This is a genomic window from Kitasatospora indigofera (assembly GCF_014655955.1).
GTDB lineage: Bacteria > Actinomycetota > Actinomycetes > Streptomycetales > Streptomycetaceae > Kitasatospora > Kitasatospora indigofera.
Genome location: NZ_BNBO01000016.1, coordinates 49,951 through 67,784 on the forward strand (window position 1 = coordinate 49,951; position 17,834 = coordinate 67,784).

General features: G+C 74.4%; 10 protein-coding genes. 3 read left to right on the top strand and 7 right to left on the bottom strand.

Annotation, left to right across the window (positions count from 1 at the left end):
- The first annotated feature begins 41 nt into the window (after positions 1 to 41).
- Positions 42 to 1,043, top strand: coding sequence for a class I SAM-dependent methyltransferase (locus IE329_RS16440; protein WP_229927493.1), 1,002 nt, complete (start codon positions 42 to 44; stop codon positions 1,041 to 1,043).
- A gap of 161 nt (positions 1,044 to 1,204) precedes the next feature.
- Here IE329_RS16440 and IE329_RS16445 read toward each other — a convergent pair whose 3' ends face one another.
- From IE329_RS16445 to IE329_RS16470, 6 genes are all read right to left on the bottom strand, one after another.
- On the bottom strand, positions 1,205 to 2,383 hold the full coding sequence (locus tag IE329_RS16445; protein ID WP_229927494.1) for an acyl-CoA dehydrogenase family protein: 1,179 nt from the start codon (positions 2,381 to 2,383) through the stop codon (positions 1,205 to 1,207).
- Positions 2,384 to 2,539: 156 nt separating this feature from the next.
- Positions 2,540 to 5,437, bottom strand: coding sequence for an ATP-binding protein (locus tag IE329_RS16450; RefSeq protein ID WP_190211625.1), 2,898 nt, complete (start codon positions 5,435 to 5,437; stop codon positions 2,540 to 2,542).
- A gap of 99 nt (positions 5,438 to 5,536) precedes the next feature.
- A complete protein-coding gene (locus tag IE329_RS16455) occupies positions 5,537 to 8,425 on the bottom strand; it encodes an ATP-binding protein (RefSeq protein ID WP_190211626.1) in 2,889 nt (962 codons plus the stop codon).
- A 174-nt stretch (positions 8,426 to 8,599) separates the two neighbouring features.
- Positions 8,600 to 8,980, bottom strand: coding sequence for a CBS domain-containing protein (locus IE329_RS16460; protein ID WP_190211627.1), 381 nt, complete (start codon positions 8,978 to 8,980; stop codon positions 8,600 to 8,602).
- 217 nt (positions 8,981 to 9,197) lie between these two features.
- Positions 9,198 to 10,751 carry a DEAD/DEAH box helicase gene (locus IE329_RS16465; RefSeq protein WP_190211628.1) on the bottom strand — a complete coding sequence of 518 codons (1,554 nt, stop codon included), beginning with the start codon at positions 10,749 to 10,751 and terminating at the stop codon, positions 9,198 to 9,200.
- 368 nt (positions 10,752 to 11,119) lie between these two features.
- Complete coding sequence (locus IE329_RS16470) at positions 11,120 to 11,323, bottom strand: cold-shock protein (RefSeq protein WP_030918248.1); 204 nt, start codon at positions 11,321 to 11,323, stop codon at positions 11,120 to 11,122.
- Positions 11,324 to 11,755: 432 nt separating this feature from the next.
- Here IE329_RS16470 and IE329_RS16475 point away from each other — a divergent pair, with 432 nt between their 5' ends.
- Together IE329_RS16475 and IE329_RS16480 are read left to right on the top strand one after the other, a co-directional pair.
- The gene (locus IE329_RS16475) at positions 11,756 to 11,977 is read left to right on the top strand and encodes a hypothetical protein (RefSeq protein WP_190211629.1); all 222 of its coding nucleotides are present in this window, start codon (positions 11,756 to 11,758) and stop codon (positions 11,975 to 11,977) included.
- Between the two features lie 688 nt (positions 11,978 to 12,665).
- Entirely contained in the window at positions 12,666 to 15,911 is a 3,246-nt protein-coding gene (locus tag IE329_RS16480; RefSeq protein ID WP_190211630.1) for a penicillin acylase family protein, read from the top strand.
- Positions 15,912 to 16,016: 105 nt separating this feature from the next.
- Here the strand turns inward: IE329_RS16480 and IE329_RS16485 are convergent, their stop codons facing one another.
- Positions 16,017 to 17,747: an alpha-galactosidase gene (locus IE329_RS16485; RefSeq protein WP_229927496.1), complete on the bottom strand. Its 1,731-nt coding sequence runs from the start codon at positions 17,745 to 17,747 to the stop codon at positions 16,017 to 16,019.
- Between the last annotated feature and the right edge of the window lie 87 nt (positions 17,748 to 17,834).

Sequence of the window (17,834 nt, forward strand, 5' to 3'; positions counted from 1 at the left end):
CTCGTCGGGCCTCAGACGCACGACCCGCTTAGCGTGGGCCCATGAGCCACCCCTCGCCGCACCCGCAGCACGACGTCCACCAGCACGACGTTCACCCGCACGACGTTCACCCGCACGGTGACCAGCACCAGGGCCACGACGGCCGTCCGCACCAGCAGGAGGGTCACCAGCAGGACGGTCACCGGCACGAAGGTCACCAGCACGGCGGTCACCAGCACCAGGGCCCCGAGGGCGACACCCACGACCAGACGGAGCTGCTCGACCTGGACGCCGAGGTGCTCGCCGAGCACACCGCGTCCGTCATCGCCTGGCTCCCGGTGGGGCCCGGCCCCCGCCGGATCGTCGACCTGGGCTGCGGGACCGGGGCCGGCACCCTCGCCCTGGCCGAGCGCTTCCCGGCGGCCGGGCTGACGGCCGTCGACTCCTCCGCCGTCCACCTGGAGCGCCTGCGGGAGAAGGCGGCCGCGATCGGCGCGGCCGACCGGGTGCGCCTGGTCGAGGCCGACCTGGACGCGCCGGACTGGCCCGACCTCGGCAGGCCCGAGCTGGTCTGGGCCTCGGCCTCGATGCACCACATGGCCGACCCCGACCGCACCCTGCGACAGGTCCACGAACTGCTGGCACCGGGCGGGCTGTTCGCCGTCGTCGAGCTGGCCGGGTTCCCCCGGTTCCTGCCCGGGGACGCCCCGGCGGACGCCCCCGGCCTGGAGGAGCGCTGCCACGCCGCGCTCGACCGCCACCACGCCGAGCAGCTGCCCCACCGGGGCGCCGACTGGGGGACCTTGCTGCGGAAGGCGGGCTTCACCGTGGAGGGTGAACGCACCATCACCGTCGACATCGCCGCACCCCGCGCCGACGCGGTCGGCCGCTACGCCCTCAGCAGCCTGCGCCGGATGCGCGGCGGCATCGAATCGGAGCTCTCGCCGGCCGACCTCGCCGCGCTGGACCGGCTGCTCGACACCGACGGCCCGCACAGCATCCTGCGCCGCGACGACCTGAGCGTGCGGACCGAGCGCACCGTGTGGGCCGCCCGCCGGGCCTGACCCCCGCCGCTCCGAGGGGTGGCCACGACGGCCGGCTCCTCGGCCGGCCGTCGTGCGGACCTCCGCGACCAGCCCGGACGGGACGTCCGGGGGCACCCCGGCCGAGGTGCCCCCGGCCCCGCCGGGCCGGAACGCGGCAACGACGCCGCCCCGGGCGACCGTCAGACGAAGGCGCCGATCCCGGTCACCGCCCGGCCGACGATCAGGGTGTTGATCTCCCTGGTCCCCTCGTACGAGTAGAGCGCCTCGGCGTCGGCGACGAAGCGCCCGATGCTGTAGTCCAGCACGATCCCGTTGCCGGCCAGCAGCTCCCGGCCCCAGCCGACGGTCTCCCGCATCCGGGTCGTGCAGTAGGCCTTGGCCAGTGCCGAGTGCTCGTCGCGGAACGTGCCGGCGTCCTCCAGCTGGGCCAGCCGGGTGACCATGCCCAGGCAGGAGGTGGCGTTGCCGAGCATCCGCACCAGGAGGTCCTGGACGAGCTGGAAGCGGGCGACCGGGCCACCGAACTGCCGGCGCTCCAGGGTGTGGTCCAGGGCGATCCGGTAGGCGCCGAGCATCACCCCGATGGCCTCCCAGGCCACCCCGCTGCGGGTGCGGCGCAGCACGGCGGCGGTGTCCCGGAAGCCCTCGGCCAGTTGAAGCCGGTCGCGCTCCGGGACCCGGCAGTCCGTCAGGACGATGTCGGCGTTCTCGACCGTCCGCAGGGCGATCTTGTTCTCGATCCGGGTGGCCGCGAACCCCTCGTTGCCGCCCTCCACGACGAAGCCCAGCACCTGGTCCGTCTCCTCGTCGCGGGCCCAGACCACCACGAGGTCGGCGAAGGTGGCGTTGCCGATCCACCGCTTGGCGCCGTTGAGCACCCAGGTGTCGCCCTCGCGGCGGGCGGTGGTGCGCAGCCCCGCCGCGACGTCGGAGCCGCCCTGCGGTTCGGTGAGGGCGAAGGCGCCGATCTGCTCCATCCGCCCCATCGCCGGCAGCCACCGGCTGCGCTGCTCCGGCGATCCGCAGCGGGCGATGCTGCCCATGGCCAGGCCGGAGTGCACCCCGTAGAAGGTGGCCATCGAGGCGTCGACCCGGGCCATCTCCAGGGCGATGAAGCCGTTCAGCATGCTGCTGGCGGGCTCACCGCCGCACTCCGGGTAGGGCAGGCCGGCGATGCCCAGTTCGGCGTAGCGGGGGATCAGGTGGTGCGGGAAGGCCGCCCGGCCCCACCAGGTGTCCGCGTGCGGCGCCACCTCGGCGCTCAGGAAGTCGCGCAGGCGCCCCAGCACCTCGCTCTCGGCGGGGGAGAGCAACTCCTCGAACCGGTAGAGATCCTCGGCCGGCATGTCCTGCGGCATCGCCGCTCCTCCCTGTTGGCGGTGGTTCCACCCTGGCGGACCGCCTACCCGGAGGCGTGCGGGCCACGCCGCCGTGGGGCACGCGAGGACGCGGGCCCCGGCGTCCGCCCGCCGCGCCTTCCCCCGCCCCGGCCCGCGCCCCTGCTCCCGGCCGGTTCAGCCGCCGCCGCCCGCCCCCGTCGCGTCCCTGACCTGGTCGCGCCGCAGGCCCAGCTTCTTCAGGGTGTTGGCGACGTGGTGCTCGGCGGTGCGGGTGGAGAGCCCCAGGACGCGGGCGATCGCCTGGTTGCCGGCGCCGGTCGCCAGCAGCTCGGCGACCTGACGCTCCCGGGGGGACAGCTCCGGCCCGTAGCTGTGGCGGCGGCCCGGATCGGGGCTCCGGACCCCGGTCCCGCGCAGTGCCTGCCGGCACCGTGCCGCGTCGGCGGTGGCGCCGAGCCGGCTGAACACGTCGAGGGCCTGCCGGAGACGGTGGCCCGCCTCGCCGGGGTCGTGGGCGAGCCGGAGGCAGCCGGCCTGCTCCGCGACGCGGGCGGCGATGTGGACCCGGCCCAGCGCCTCGTACCGGGCCTGGGCCCGCGTCAGGTGGGTCAGGGCGGCCACGGGGTCGGTCGCGGCGGTGGTCATGCCGCGGCACCAGAGCACCTCCGCGGCCGCCGCCGGGGCGTCGCGGCCCTCGATCCCGGTGGCCGCCTCGTCGGTCAGCCGCTCGGCCTCCGCCGGCAGGCCGCAGGCCAGGGCCGCCTGCACGGCGGTCGGCGTCAGGTCGTGGGCCCTGACCCAGACGCCCTTGTGCCGGCGGGCCGCCAGCGGCCGCCGCAGCCGCTCCCAGGCCGCTTCCGGGTCGCCCTCCAGCAGGTCGATCCGGCCCAGCAGGGTGACTCCCGCCTGGCCGACGTCCCAGCTGGCGTTCTCCTCGTCGGTCGTGGTGAACGTCGCCAGGTGCTGCCGGGCGGCGGCCCAGGACCCGCGGGCCACCTCCAGGGCCGCCCGGACCATCAGCGCGGCGATCCTGAACTTGGTGCCCTCGGCCGTCTGCGGCAGGACCGCCGCGAGCCGGTCGTCCAGGCCGGCCCACTGCCCCTCGGCGAGGTCGAGACGGAGCCGGATCACCGCGCAGCCCTGTTCGATGACCTGGTAGCCGGTGCGGCGGGCCGTCTCCTCGGCCTCGTCGTGCAGGGCGCGGGCCCGGTCGTTGCCGCGCAGCATCGCCCCGTACGCGGCGTTGTAGAGCGCCCGGGCGCACTCGCGCTGGACGGCGCGGTCGGGGCTGCTGCGCGGCAGCTCCGCCAGGAGTTGGCCGGCCCTGGCGTCACCGGTCATGCCCATCAGCGTGATCCGGTTGGTCAGGACGGTCGCCCGGGCCAGCGGGTCGTCGCTCCGGGCGACGGTGCGTACGGCTTCGGCCATCAGGGCCTGGTCCTCCGCGGTGGTGCTGATCCGCGAGCCGCGGCCGGAGACCATGCTGAGCGCCGACATGGCGACGGCGGCCAGTCCGGGCCGGTCCGCCAGCTCGGTGATCGCCTGCTGCATCTGTGCGACGCTGTGGCTCCGGTCGGCGCTGCTGTCCACCAGGGCGCGGCTGAGGTTGAAGCGGATCTCGCCGCGGACCACGACGGGCAGCGCCGGGTCGGCGATGATCCGGCCCAGGATCGCCGTGCTGGTCGAGGAATCGGCGCGGTACATGGCGATCCGGCTGAGTTCGAGGGCGGTGCGGGCCCGCTCCCCGGACGGCAGGGCGGCCTCGGCGAGGAGTTGCTGCAGGAGTTCGGCGGCGACCCCGTCGTCACCCACCGCGACCGCGTGGTCGGCGGCGGCCCGGGCGGTGGGCAGCCAGGCGGTGACGTCCCCGAGCCGGCGGGTGTGGTGGGCGATCTGGACCAGTGCGGGTGTCTGCCGGCCGGTCAGCGCCTCGATGGCGCGGACGTGCAGCCGGCGGCGGCGCGGGCCGGGTATCCGCTCGTACACGGCCTGACGGGCCAGCACGTGGCGGAACCCGTAGCGGCCGGGGCCGCGTTCGACCAGGACGTCGGCCAGCAGGGCCGCGGTCAGCGCCTCTTCCGCCTGCTCGTCCTCCAGCCCGGCCAGCAGCGCGAGTTGCTCCTCGCTGGTCGGCACCGCGAGCACCGCGGCGGCCTCGACCACCGCGACCGCACCCGGGTCGAGCACCGCCACCCGGCTGTTCACCGCCTCCTGCAGGGCGCGCGGCACCCCCGCCTCCTCCAGCAGCCAGGAGGTGCCGGTGCGGGCGCCGTCCTCCACCCGGTCCACCCGGTCGGCGAGCACCAGCAGGTCCTCCTCGGCGGCCAGCGGGAGCCCGCCGCTGCGTTCGAAGAGCTTGCGGCCGATCCGGGAGGCGGCGGCCGGGCCGATCGCCGAGGCTGCGAGCTCGCGCACCTGCTCCTCGGTCAGCGGGGCGAGGGTGATCTCGGTGCCGCCGACGCCGACCGGCCGCCGGTACGGCACGCCGAGCACGTTGCGGGCCCCCGACAGGTCGTGCGCACGGTAGGTGAGCACCAGGCGCAGGCCCTTGGGCGGGTTCCGGGCGAGCAGCAGGAGGAGGTCCCTGGTCGCGTCGTCCGCCCAGTGCAGGTCCTCCACCACCAGGACGACCGGGCCCAGCGAGCCCAGCAGGTCCTGCACCGCCCGCATCAGCTGCTGCGGCCCGGCCCCGGGCCCGTCCGTCCCCTCCGGCAGCCGCCCGGCGAGTTCCGGCAGGTAGGGGTGGAGCGCCGCGGTCGCGGGGCTGAGGCGCGTTCCGGGGCCGAACAGGGCGTGCGCGTCGCGCAGCGCGTCGATGACCGGCCCGAAGGGCAGCGGTTCGCGCAGCGGATGGCACCAGCCCCGCAGGACCACCAGTCCTTCGTCGTCCAGCCGTGCGGCGGCCTCCCTGAGCAGCCGGGACTTGCCCACACCGGCCTCGCCCTCGACGAGGACCACCGCCGGACCGTCACGCAGAGTCGCCGTGAGAGTACGCAGCTCTCCGCCGCGTCCGACGAACGCGAAACCCGCACGGCGGCCCGCCCCCGGCCCGCCGACCCACTCACCTGGCACGTCTCACCCTCTTGACCTGATCGACCGGCGGAACCGACCTCTCCACGCTACTCTGCGTCGCGGCGGTCCCGGTCACTCCACGTAGGCCTCCGGGTGGGCTCAGAGGCCGGGGTCACCGCCGGCGCGGATCGCCTCGCCGACCCGTGCGCGGGTGACGCCGAGTTTCTTGAGCGCGTTGGCGACGTGGTGCTCGACGGTGCGCGGGGAGAGCCCGAGGGTACGGGCGATCTCCTGGTTGCCGGCGCCGGTGGCGAGCAGGGTGGCGACCTGACGCTCCCGGGGGGAGAGGTCCGCGCCGTAGGTGCGACGGCCGCGCGGTTCGGGACGGAGCTGCCCGCCGGCGCGCAGGGCCTGGCGGCAGCGGGCCGCGTCGGCGGTGGCGTCGAGCCGGGTGAAGACGTCGAGGGCCTGCTGGAGACGGCGGGCGCCCCGCCCGGGGTTGTCGGTGAGCTGGAGGCGTCCGGCCTGTTCGGAGAGGAGGGCCGCGGTGTACGCCCGGCCGATGGCCTCGTACCGGATCCGGGCCTGCTCCAGCAGGTCGAAAGCGGCCCCGGGGTCGGAGCGGGCGGCCAGCAGGCCTCTGCACCAGAGGATCTCGGCCTCGGCCCCGGGACTGTCCTGGCCCTCGATCCCGGCGGCGGCCTCGTCGGTCAGGCGTGCGGCCTCCTCGGACAGGCCGCAGGCGAGCGCGGCCTGCACCGCGGTCGGCACCAGCTCGGTCGCCCACCCCCAGCCGCCCTTGTGGCGTCTGACCGCGAGCGGCCCCTGCAGCCGCTGCCAGGCCCGGCGGGGCTCGTCCTCCAGCAGGTCGATGCGGGCGAGGACGGGGACGCCCTGCTGGCCGAGCTGCCAGTAGGTGTGGCTCTCGTCGCCGGTGTCGAACGGTGCGAGATCTTCGCGGGCCCGGGCCCACCGGCCGCGCGCCACGTTCAGCATGGCCCGCACCATCACCGTCTCGGTCTGGAAGCCGCTGCCGTCGGACGTCTCCGGGATCATCGACTCGAACCGCTCGTCCAGGCCCTCCCAGCGCCCCGCACCGAAGTCCAGCCTGAGCCGGATCACGTCACAGCCGTGCGCGAACAGCTTGTAGCCGGTGGACCGGGTCAGTTCGCGGGCCTCGTGCAGCGGGGCGCGGGCCCGGTCGTCCTGGCCGAACACGAAGGCGGCGTCGGCGAGATTGTGCAACGCCCGGGCCACCTGGCGCAGGACGTCCCGGTCCGGACTCTCCCGGGGCAGGTCAGCCGCGAGGTCCCAGGCCTGCCGGTCACCGGAAACCGCCAGCAGGGTGATCCGCAGGGCCAGCACCGTCGCGTGGGCCAGCGGATCGTCGCTGCGGGCGACGATCCGCACGGCCCGGTCCATCATCTCGCGGTCCTGTACGAGGGTGGTGTCGGCGCGATGGCCCATGCTGAGGGCGGCCATCGCGCCGGCGGCCAGGCCGGGCCTGCTCTCCAGCTCGGTGATGGCGCGTTCCAGCTCCTCCATCTGCCGGACCCGGTCGGTGCTGGTGTTCATCAGGGTGCGGGCGAGGTTGAGGCGGATCTCGCCGCGGACGGGGGTGGGCAGCGCCGGGTCGGCGATGATGCGGCTCAGGAGCGCCGTGCTGGCCACCGAGTCGGCGCTCCAGAACGCGACGTTGCTCAGGGTGAGGGCGGTCCGGGCGCGGTCCTCCGGGGGAAGCGCGGGTTCGGCGAGGAGTTGCTGCAGGAGTTCGGCGGCGACGCCGTCGTCGCCGACGGCGACCGCGTGGTCGGCCGCGGCCAGCGCCCTGGGCAGCCAGGCGGTGATGTCACCGAGCTGGCGGGCGTGGTGGGCGATCTGCACCAGTGCCAGGGTGTCCTGCCCGGAGAGTGCCTCGATGGCGCGGACGTGCAGCCGGCGCCGCCGCGGGCCGACAATCCGCTCGTACACGGCCCGCCGGGCCAGCACGTGGCGGAACCCGTACCGGCCGGGGCCGCGTTCGACCAGCACGTCGGCCACCAGGGCCGCCGTGAGCGCCTGCTCGGCCTGCTCCTCCTCCAGCCCGGTCAGCAGTGCCAGTTGCTCCTCGCTGGCGGGCACGGCCAGCACGGCGGCGGCCTGCACCACCGCGACCGCACCCGGGTCGAGCACCGCGACCCGGCTGTTCACCGCCTCCTGCAGGGCGCGCGGCACCGCGGCGTCCTTCAATGCCGAGCCCTTGCCACCGCCGAGGGCGGCCTGGTCGGCGAGCACCAGCAGGTCCTCCTCGGCGGCGAGCGGCAGCCCGCCGCTGCGCTCGAACAACTCCCGGCCGAGCCGGGCGGCGGCGGCCGGGCCGATCGCCGAGGCGGCGAGTTCGCGCACCTGCTTCTCGGCCAGCGGGGTCAGGGCGATCTCGGTGCCGCCGACCCCGACCGGCCGCCGGTACGGCGAGCCCAGGACGTTGCGGGCGCCCGGCAGGTCCTCCCGGCGGTAGGTCAGTGCCATCCGCAGCTGCTGGGGCGGGTTCCGGGCGAGCAGCAGCAGCAGGTCCCTGGTCGCCTCGTCCGCCCAGTGCAGGTCCTCCACCATCAGCACGACCGGGCCGAGGGAGCCCAGCAGGTCGTGCACCGCCCGCATCAGCTGCTGCTGTCGTGGCTGGGCGCCGATCTCCGGGCCGGGTGCGGGGAACCGTTCGGCGAGTTCCGGGATGTGCGGTGCGAGGTGGGCCGTCGCGGGGCTGAACCGTGCCCCGGGGCCGAACAGGGCGTGCGCGTCGCGCAGCGCGTCGACGACCGGCCCGAACGGCAGCGGCTCGCGCAGCGGATGGCACCAGCCGCGCAGCACGGCCAGCCCCTGGCCCTCCAGCCGCGCGGCGGCCTCCCGCAGCAGCCGGGACTTGCCCAGCCCGGCCTCGCCCTCGACGAAGACCACGGCCGGACCCTCCAGCAGGCCGTTCACCAGCGAGCGCAGTTCGGGCTCGCGGCCCACGAACGCGAAACCCGCGCGGCGACCGGAACCGGTCCCGCCGACCGACAGATCTGCCATGGCAACCTTGGGGACGAATTCAGCATCCGGTGAAACGGATCTCCATGCTATCCCGCCCACCGGCCCTCATTCGGGCCCGGCCTGCCCTGCGGGGGCCGGCCGGCGCGGACCCGGCGGACGCCCGGGTGGCCGCCTGCGGGACCCGCAGGGTGTCGGCGTTCGGGGTCCGTCCACCTAGAGGCTGAGCAGGCCGACGACGTGGCCGTCGTGGTCCACCACCGGCCACAGCTCCAGGCCGCGGGAACGCATGGCGGCGGCCGCCTCACCGGCCGGCATGTCGGCGGTGGCGTACGGCGCGCGGTCGAGGACGACGTCCCGGATCGGGGTGCGCTCGGTGTACCAGGACCTGGCCTGGAACGGCGCGAGGTGCAGGCGGGTCAGCAGACCGGCGCAGCGGCCGTCCTCGTCACGGACCAGCAGGTGGTCTGCTCCGGAGCTCTGCAGGATGTCCATCGCGGTGTCGACCATGATGTCGTCGCTGATCTGCAGCTCGGGGCCGGTCATCCGGTCGCCGACCGTGGCCGCGGTCACGGGGGGTTCGAGGGTGAGGGTCATGGGCGGACTCCTTCGCGGGTCTTCCGCCGGTGCCGGCGGTCGTCGGGGCCTGGCGGTGGTGCCGTCCTGCGGTGGTGCGCGATGCGGTGGTGCCGTCCTGCGGTGGTGCGTTGTGCGGTGTCCGCCGGGGCGGGCCCCGGTCGCGGCCGCCCAGGGGTGAGCCGGGTGGGCCGGGTGGGGCCCGGACCGTGGCGGTCCGGGCCCCACCCGCCGTCCGCTACGCGGCGAGCTCGACGCGCCGGGGCGCCCGGCTGCGGGAGCCGGTGCCGGGCTGCTGGTCGCGGCCGGCGTGGGCGGGGCGGCCGCGACGGCCACGGCCGGTGGACGCGCTGCGGCGCGGACGCTCGACGACGGGGTCCGAGATCACGGTGGGGATGCCGGTGGGCACCCGGGCGCCGGTGATGCGGGCCAGCTCCTCGTCACCGGGCATGACCCGGGTGGAGGTGGGGGTGATGCCCGCCGTGGTCATCATGCGGGCCATCTCGCGGCGCTGGTGGGGCAGCACCAGGGTGACCACGGTGCCGGACTCGCCGGCCCGGGCCGTGCGCCCGCCCCGGTGCAGGTAGTCCTTGTGGTCGTTCGGCGGGTCCAGGTTGACGACCAGGTCGAGCCCGTCGACGTGGATGCCGCGGGCGGCGACGTTGGTCGCGATCAGCGCGGTCACCCGGCCGGACCGGAACTGCTCCAGCGTCCGGGTGCGCTGGGGCTGGGACTTGCCGCCGTGCAGAGCCGCCGCCTTCACCCCGTTGGCGAGCAGCTCCTGCACCAGCCGGTCCGCGCCGTGCTTGGTGTCGGTGAACATGATCACCCCGCCGTCCCGGGAGGCGATGTGGGCGATCGTGGCGTTCTTGTCGTGGTTCTGCACGTGCAGCAGGTGGTGCTCCATGGTGCTGACCGCGGCGGCGGACGGGTCCACCGAGTGGGTCACCGGGTCCTTGAGGAAGCGCCGGACCAGGCGGTCCACGTTGCGGTCCAGGGTGGCGGAGAAGAGCATCGTCTGCCCGTCCTGCTCGACCTGCTCCAGCAGCTCGGTGACCTGCGGCAGGAAGCCCATGTCGGCCATCTGGTCGGCCTCGTCGAGGACGGTGACGCCGACCTCGTCCAGCCGGCAGTCACCGCGCTGGATGAGGTCCTTGAGCCGGCCGGGGGTGGCCACCACGACCTCCGCCCCGCGGTTGAGCGCCTGCGCCTGGCGTCCGATCGACATGCCGCCCACCACGGTGGCCGTCCGCAGGCGCAGCGCATGGGCGTACGGGGTGAGGGCCTCGGTGACCTGCTGCGCGAGCTCGCGGGTGGGGACCAGGACCAGGGCGAGCGGGCGCCGGGGCTCGGCGCGCCGCCCGGCGGTCCGGGCCAGCACCGCGAGGCCGAACGCGATGGTCTTGCCGGAGCCGGTGCGGCCCCGGCCGAGCACGTCGCGCCCCGCGAGCGAGTTCGGCAGCGTCGCGGCCTGGATCGGGAACGGCGCGGTGACGCCCTGGCGGGTCAGCGTGGACAGCAGCGCCTTCGGCATGTCCAGCTCCTCGAAGGACTCGACGGCCGGCAGCGCCGGGGTGGTGCTCACCGGCATCGCGAACTCGCCCTGCAGGGAGGAGTCCTGACGGCCACCGCGACCGGAGGAGCCCCGGCCGCCGGCGGGCCGGGAGCCGTAGAAGGAGCTGCCGCCGGAGCGCGACCCCGAGCCGGCGCCTCCCCCGGAGCGGGACCCGCGGGCGTCGGCGCCGGAGCGGGAGCCGGCGTTCTGGTACGAGGAGCGACTGGAGCGATTCATGCGGGAAACCTTCCTCAGGGCGGCACGTCACGAGGAAGGCTCCGCGGCGCGGGGCGCCGGAGGAGACCACGAGGGAACGGGCCGGACGTACGACGGGCGAAGCGTGGACGGTAGAACCGTGCGGCTCACCTTCGGCCGGCGCTCACCGCGAGGAGCGGGAGCGGAGAGCCTCGAACCCTGCGATGGCACGGCAGGGCGCCGGTCCGCACGCGGCGCTGTGCGCCTCGCGTGGGGACGGCCGCCGGTGGCGGTGGAGCCGGGGGGCCTTGAAGGCCGGGGATGCGTCGTCGTGCAAAACCGAGGGGCCCGCACCGGGCGTGTACGCGGTGCGGGCCCCTCGCTACCAGGCGGGTGCCGTGGCAGAAAAACTACAGCGGACGAATGTTCTCGGCCTGCGGGCCCTTCTGGCCCTGCGTGACGTCGAACTCGACCTTCTGGCCCTCGAGCAGCTCACGGAAGCCGTTGGCGTTGATGTTCGAGTAGTGGGCGAACACGTCAGGACCGCCACCCTCCTGCTCGATGAAGCCGAAGCCCTTTTCCGCGTTGAACCACTTCACAGTGCCATTAGCCATAAAAAATCTCCTTCAAGGGGCTGTCCGAATTCCGCACCGTGCGGCCTTCGAGTCGCCGCGATGAGCACCCACCCGGAGAAATCCGGGCAACAAAAATGCGCCTGCGACACATCAGCAGGCGCACACAAGTTCATGGGAACCACTACTGCAACTAGTGAAGACTCTAGCAGTCCCGGGCCCGCCGTGGTGAAGAATTTTGCCGCCGGTTCTGCGGGAGCCGCCCGCCGGCCCCCGGCCGGTGCCGGCGTGATTCTGAAGTCACCCTGGGGGAAGGGATGTTGAGGTCCGGACGGGTTGCTCCCCGGGTGCCGGCCGCGCCGGGGACCGTGGCACCGCGCAGGGGTCGGCGCTCGTGGCTCCCGGGCCACCGACTTTATTTTGTGACGCGCCCGGGGCGGCCGCACGGGGGTTTTCTGGCGCATACTTGCGGGGATGACGAAATCCGCAGCACTCCGCCGCCCCCTGCCCACGAGCCCCTTCAAGGCCCGGGTCGAAGCTCCGCGCAAGTACTTCGCCGTCGGCGACCGCGTCACCCACGACAGGTACGGCCTCGGCACGGCCATCGGCGTCGAGGACGACATCGCGGTACTCGTCGACTTCGGGTCGCGCCAGGAACGGATCACCCAGCCGTACACCGCGATGTTCAAGCTCTGACCCCGCTGTCCGTCCACCGCCCCGGGCCCGCCCGGGGCGGTGGACGGACCCGGGGCGGCACTCCGTCCACCGACGCGTTCACGCCTCGGCGGGCCCTCCGGCGACCCGGCCGCCCGGTGTCGCGTTCTCCGGCTGTCCCTGCGCCGGCTGTCCCCTTCGCCGGCCTCGGCCGTGCCGCCCGGCTTGAGGACCACATGTTCGAGGACGCAAGATCCGCCCTGCCGCCACCCTCCTCGTAGGGGCGCACGCCGTGGACGAGGGGACGGCCGTCTCCCCGGCAGGCTCGCACCACCCGGAACACCCGGGGCGGCACCTCGGCGGTGCCCGGCACCGGACGGGCTCTCCGGGTGGAAGTCCCGCTGCCGGGCCGTACGCCACCAGGGCTGACGTACGCGCGCCGACCGCCGCCGGCGGCTCGAACCCAGGGCAGCTGTTCACAGGGCCGACCCTCCTGCCGAGGGCCGGTTGCGCCGATCGCGGCCGGGAGGCCGAGGCGGGCCCGCGGCGCACCGGCGGTCAGGCCCGTCCTGACGGTCACTCAGGGGCGCACTGTGTACGGCGCATTACGGTCGTATGGCGGGTGGACCGGGTGCTCTACCGGCCGGTACGGCGGCGGTACTAGCGTTCGCGTGCGCCCCGGCCCGGGATGCGCCGACCACCCCCACCCCGCCCCAAGGAAGAGGCTCCGGTGCCTCCTGCTCCTGTCCCGTCCCGCCGGCCGCACCGCCGGCTGCGCACGGCCGCCGTCGCGGCCCTGACGGCCGCCGCCCTGCTGCTGAGCGCCGCCGCGGCCACGCCCGCGGCCCCGGCGGCCGGCCCCGCCCCGGCCCCCGGCGACCCCTGCCTCGGCCAGTGCCAGGACATCCTCACCGCAGGCGAGAACGGTCACGCCACCCTCGCCGGGATCCTGCTGCACCAGAGCGTTGGCACCCGGCCCGCGCACTCCGCCGACCAGGTCGACCGGTACGACAACCTGTTGCACGACTACTCCGGGCTGACGGACGACCAGCTCGCCGCCTACTTCAACGACGCCTCGTTCGGGGTGCCGCCCGGCCAGACCGAGAGCACCCTCACCCCGCGGCCGGGCGTCACCATCACCCGCGACAAGGCCACCGGCACCCCGCACATCAAGGGCACCACCCGCGCGGACACCGAGTTCGGCGCCGGCTACGCCGCCGGGCAGGACCGCCTCTGGCTGATCGACGTGCTGCGCCACGTCGGACGCGGCCGGCTCTCGTCCTTCGCCGGCGGCGCGGCCGGCAACCGCGCGCTGGAGCAGAGCCTGTGGGCCGTCGCGCCGTACACCGAGGCCGACCTCCAGCAGCAGCTGGACCGGGTGCGCGCCGCCGGCGGCCGGGGCGCCCAGGCCTACCAGGACATCCAGGACTACGTCGCCGGCCTCAACGCCTTCGCCGCGGCGGACGTCGCCGCCGACACCTACCCGGGCGAGTACGTGCTCACCGGCCACGGCTCCACCGTCCAGCCCTTCACCGCCACCGACGTGGTCGCCGTCTCCTCGGTGATCGGCGCGATCTTCGGCGGCGGGGGCGGCGGCGAGGTCGAGAACGCCCTGGCCCGGATCGCCCTCCGCCAGCGGCTCGGCACCGCCGAGGGCGACCGCGCCTACGCCGCCTGGCGGTCCGGCGACGACCCCGAGGCGACCGCCACCGTGCACGACGGCACGACCTTCCCCTACGCCGCCCCGCCCGCGAACCCCGTGGGCACCGCGCTCCCCGACGCGGGTTCGGTCGCCGCCTTCGCCCACGCCCGGGGCGGCACCGGCACCGGGGCGACGGCGGCCACCGTCGCCGCCCCGGCCACCGGTGCGAACGCCGCCGCTGCGGACCCGGCCGCCGAGGGGGTGCTCCCCGCCGACCTCATCACCGCGAGGAAGGGCATGTCCAACGCCCTGCTGGTCTCCGGCGCGCACACCGCCTCCGGCCACCCGGTCGCCGTCTTCGGCCCGCAGACCGGCTACTACGCCCCGCAGATCCTGATGGTGCAGGAGCTCGACGGGCCCGGTCTGCGCAGCCGCGGCGCGTCCTTCCCCGGCCTGAGCTTCTACGTCGAGATCGGCCGCGGCGCGGACTACGCCTGGAGCGCCACCTCCGCCAACCAGGACATCACCGACACCTTCGCCGTCGACCTGTGCGAGCCGTCCGGCGCCGCCGCGACGACCGGCTCCCGCGGCTATCTGCTCGACGGCGTCTGCACCCCCTTCGAGTCGCTGCTCCAGCACAACGCCTGGGCCCCGACCACCGCCGACTCCACCGCCGCCGGCGCGTACGACCTGGAGACGCTGCGCTCCGCCTACGGCCTGGTCACGCACACCGGCACCGTCGCCGGCCGGCCGGTGGCCTTCACCGCGCTGCGCGCCACCTACCGGCACGACCTGGACTCGGTGATCGGCTTCCAGGAGTTCAACGACCCGTCGGCGGTCACCTCCGCCGCCACGTTCCAGCAGGCGGCGCAGCACGTCGGCTACACCTTCAACTGGTTCTACGCCGACGCGGACCACACCGCGTACTACAACTCCGGCACCGACCCCGTGCGCGCGGCCGGGACCGACCCGGACCTGCCGATCCTGGCCGGCCCCGGGTACACCTGGCAGGGCTGGGACCGCGCCGGGAACACCTCGGCCGTGGAACCGCCGGCCCGGCACCCGCAGTCGGTCGACCAGGACTACTACGTCAGCTGGAACAACAAGCAGGCGCCGGGCTTCACCTCCGCCTGGGGCAACGGCGCCGTGCACCGCGCCGACCTGCTCGACGAGCGGGTCTCCGCCCTCGTCGCACGCGGCAAGGTCACCCGCGCGGATCTGGTCACCGCGATGGAGGACGCGGCCGCCGTGGACCTCCGGGCCGACCAGGTGCTGCCGGAGCTGCTCGCCGTCCTCGACTCCGCCCCGGTCACCGACCCCGCGCAGGCCGCCGCCGTCGCGAAGCTCCGGGCCTGGCAGGCTTCGGGCTCCCACCGGCGCGAGGCGCACAAGGGCGACGGCGTGTATGCGGACGCCGAGGCGGTCCGGATCCTCGACGCCTGGTGGCCGCTGCTGGTGGAGGGCGAGTTCCGTCCCGGCCTCGGCGACGGCGCCTACCGCGCGCTGACCGCCGTCGCCCCGGTCAACGAGTCGCCCTCGGGCGGCCAACAGGGTTCGGGCGGCGGCGGCAGCACCATCGCCGCGGGCGAGGCCCACAAGGGCTCGGCGTTCCAGCACGGCTGGTGGTCCTACGTCGACAAGGACCTGCGGAGCGTCCTCGGACGACCGGTCCGGGGCCCGCTCGACCGCACCTACTGCGGCAGCGGCTCCCTGACGGCCTGCCGGCAGGTGCTCCTCGACACCCTCGCCGCGGCCGCCGCCACGCCCGCCACCGTCACCTACCCCGCCGACAAGTACTGCGGCGCCGGCGACCAGCTCTGCGCCGACTCGATCGTGCACCGGGCGATGGGCGGCATCACCGTGCCCCGGATCGCCTGGCAGAACCGCCCCACCTACCAGCAGGTCGTGGAGTTCCCGGCCCGCCGCGGCGACGACCTCGCCAACCTGGCGACGGGCGCCAAGGCGACCGCCTCCGACTACCAGGACGCCGTCGTGGTCGCCTACCCGCCCCGCCAGGCCGTCGACGGCAACACCGGCACCCGGTGGGCCAGCAGAACGGTCGCCACGGCCTGGATCAGCGTGGATCTCGGTGCGGTGCGCAAGGTCGGCCGGACCGTCCTCGACTGGTCCGACCAGTACGCGAAGTCCTACCGGATCGAGGTCTCCACCGACGGCGCCGCCTGGCGCACGGTGTACACCGCGACCGGGGCCGGCGGCGGACTGGAGAACCGCTCCTTCCCGCCGGCCGACGCCCGCCACGTCCGCCTCACCCTGCTGGAACGGGGGACGGACAACCGGTACTCGCTCGACGAGATCGGCATCTACGCGCACTGACGGCGCACCCGCGCGCCGCGCCACCGCGCCACCGCGCCACCGCGCCACCATGCCGAAGGGCGGCCCGGCCCCGTCGAAGGACGGGGCCGGGCCGCCCGGCGAGGGTCAGTTGGTCCGGACGAGGGTCCAGGCCTGCCCGGTGGCGACGGGCTGCTGGGTGAGGAGGGAACCCTTGACGCTGCCGCTCGGGGTGACGGCGAGGCCGCTGCTCTGGGCGACGAGCTTGTATCCGTTGTTGCCGGCCGGCGTGAGGGCGAACTTCTGGTTGGGCTTGGCCGAGTCGCACGTGTACTGGATGACCGCCGCGCCGGCATCCGGGGAGGCGTTGCGGATGTCCAGGCACTTGCCGGAGGCCTTGTTCTTCACGGCGTAGGTGCCGTCGGCGTTGGCGGTGAGGATCCAGCGCTGGTTGGTGACGTTCTTACGGTCCCAGGTGATCATCTGGGTGTTGTTGAGGCTGGAACTGCCGGGGTCGTCGAGCAACTGTCCGGGAGTGGTGGCGGAGCCGATCTCGTAGGTGGCGTTGGCGGGGGGCGCCTGAGTGGTGCTGATCGTGCCGCCGGGGGTGATGCGGTACATGGCGGTCTCGTGGGGGGCCAGGGAGGCGGAGATGGCGCCGGTCGTGCTGCTGGAGGCCCCGGTCCACAGGTTCTTGACGGTGTAGGAGGGGGCCCCGGCGATGCCGAGTTCGGCGACGGTGGTGGACACCGTGGCCGCGCTCTCGCCGGTGTTGGTGAGGGACACCGACCGGTCGCCGTTCGCCAGTTCACGGACGGTCACCAGTTCGGTGTCGGAGTCGGCGACGATGCGGGCCTGACGTCCGAGGCTGTCCTGGTCGACGGCGATCACGTCGTGGTTGGTGAGGATGCCCTTGACGGTCGACGTCATGGTGGTGAGGACGTTGCCCGCAACGAGGGGGGAGGCCATCTGGGCCCAGAGGCTGAAGTGCGAGCGGTACTCGGTCTCGCCCATGGAGGTGCCGACGCCGACCTCCATCATGTCCGGGTCGTTCCAGTGGCCCGGGCCGGCCTGGCGTCCGAGGCGGCCGTTGATGTGGACGATGTCCATGACGCCCATGGACCAGGAGTTGGCCGTCTTGTGCTTGTCCCAGGTCGCGGTGATGTCCTCGGTGGTCCGCCACATGTTGGCGACGGCGGACCAGTCGTAGGTGGCTCCGGTCTTGTCCGCGTGGTAGCTGTTGGGGTTGATGCTGTACACGATGGGGCGGCCGGTGTTGTGCAGCGCGTCGCGCATCGTGCTGAAGGCGGCGACCTGCTCGTCGAGGGTTCCGACCTGGGAGCACCAGTCGTACTTGAGGTAGTCGACACCCCAGGCGGCGAAGCTGTCCGCGTCCTGCTGCTCGTGCCCCTGACTGCCGGTCGCCCCTGGGTAGTTGCCGAGGCGCTGGGCGCAGGTGAGGTCGGTGGGCACCTCGTAGATGCCGAACTTCAGCCCCTTGGAGTGGATGTAGTCGCCGAGGGCCTTCATCCCGCTGGGGAAGCGCACGGGGTCGCCGTGGATGTTGCCCTGGGCGTCGCGCTGGGGGTCGAACCAGCAGTCGTCGACGATGACGGTGTCGTAGCCCGCGTCCTTCATGCCGGAGCTGACGAGGTTGTCCGCAGCGGTGCGGATGAGCTGCTCGCTGATCCCGCAGCCGAACGAGTTCCAGGTGTTCCAGCCCATCGGCGGGGTGGTGGCCACGCCGTTGTCCAGGGCGGACGCGGGCTGGGCACCGATGGTCGTGAGCGGGCCGACGGCCAGCACGAGCGCGGTGGCCAGCAGCGCGACGGCTCTGCGGGAACGGCAGGGGGAGGCGGGGGAATTCATGGTGGACATGGGGGTCCTAGGGGTGCTGTGGGTGGGGGGTGGGGGCGTGCACTGTCGGGCGGTGGCGGCTCTTCCGGAGGCAGGCGGCTTGGGGTT

What these genes read in the sequence shown, in the direction of transcription:
- IE329_RS16440 (WP_229927493.1), top strand. Translation starts at nt 42, where the DNA reads ATGAGCCACCCCTCGCCGCACCCGCAGCACGACGTCCACCAGCACGAC.
- IE329_RS16445 (WP_229927494.1), bottom strand. Translation starts at nt 2,383, where the DNA reads ATGCCGCAGGACATGCCGGCCGAGGATCTCTACCGGTTCGAGGAGTTG.
- IE329_RS16455 (WP_190211626.1), bottom strand. Translation starts at nt 8,425, where the DNA reads ATGGCAGATCTGTCGGTCGGCGGGACCGGTTCCGGTCGCCGCGCGGGT.
- IE329_RS16460 (WP_190211627.1), bottom strand. Translation starts at nt 8,980, where the DNA reads ATGACCCTCACCCTCGAACCCCCCGTGACCGCGGCCACGGTCGGCGAC.
- IE329_RS16465 (WP_190211628.1), bottom strand. Translation starts at nt 10,751, where the DNA reads ATGAATCGCTCCAGTCGCTCCTCGTACCAGAACGCCGGCTCCCGCTCC.
- IE329_RS16470 (WP_030918248.1), bottom strand. Translation starts at nt 11,323, where the DNA reads ATGGCTAATGGCACTGTGAAGTGGTTCAACGCGGAAAAGGGCTTCGGC.
- IE329_RS16475 (WP_190211629.1), top strand. Translation starts at nt 11,756, where the DNA reads ATGACGAAATCCGCAGCACTCCGCCGCCCCCTGCCCACGAGCCCCTTC.
- IE329_RS16485 (WP_229927496.1), bottom strand. Translation starts at nt 17,747, where the DNA reads ATGTCCACCATGAATTCCCCCGCCTCCCCCTGCCGTTCCCGCAGAGCC.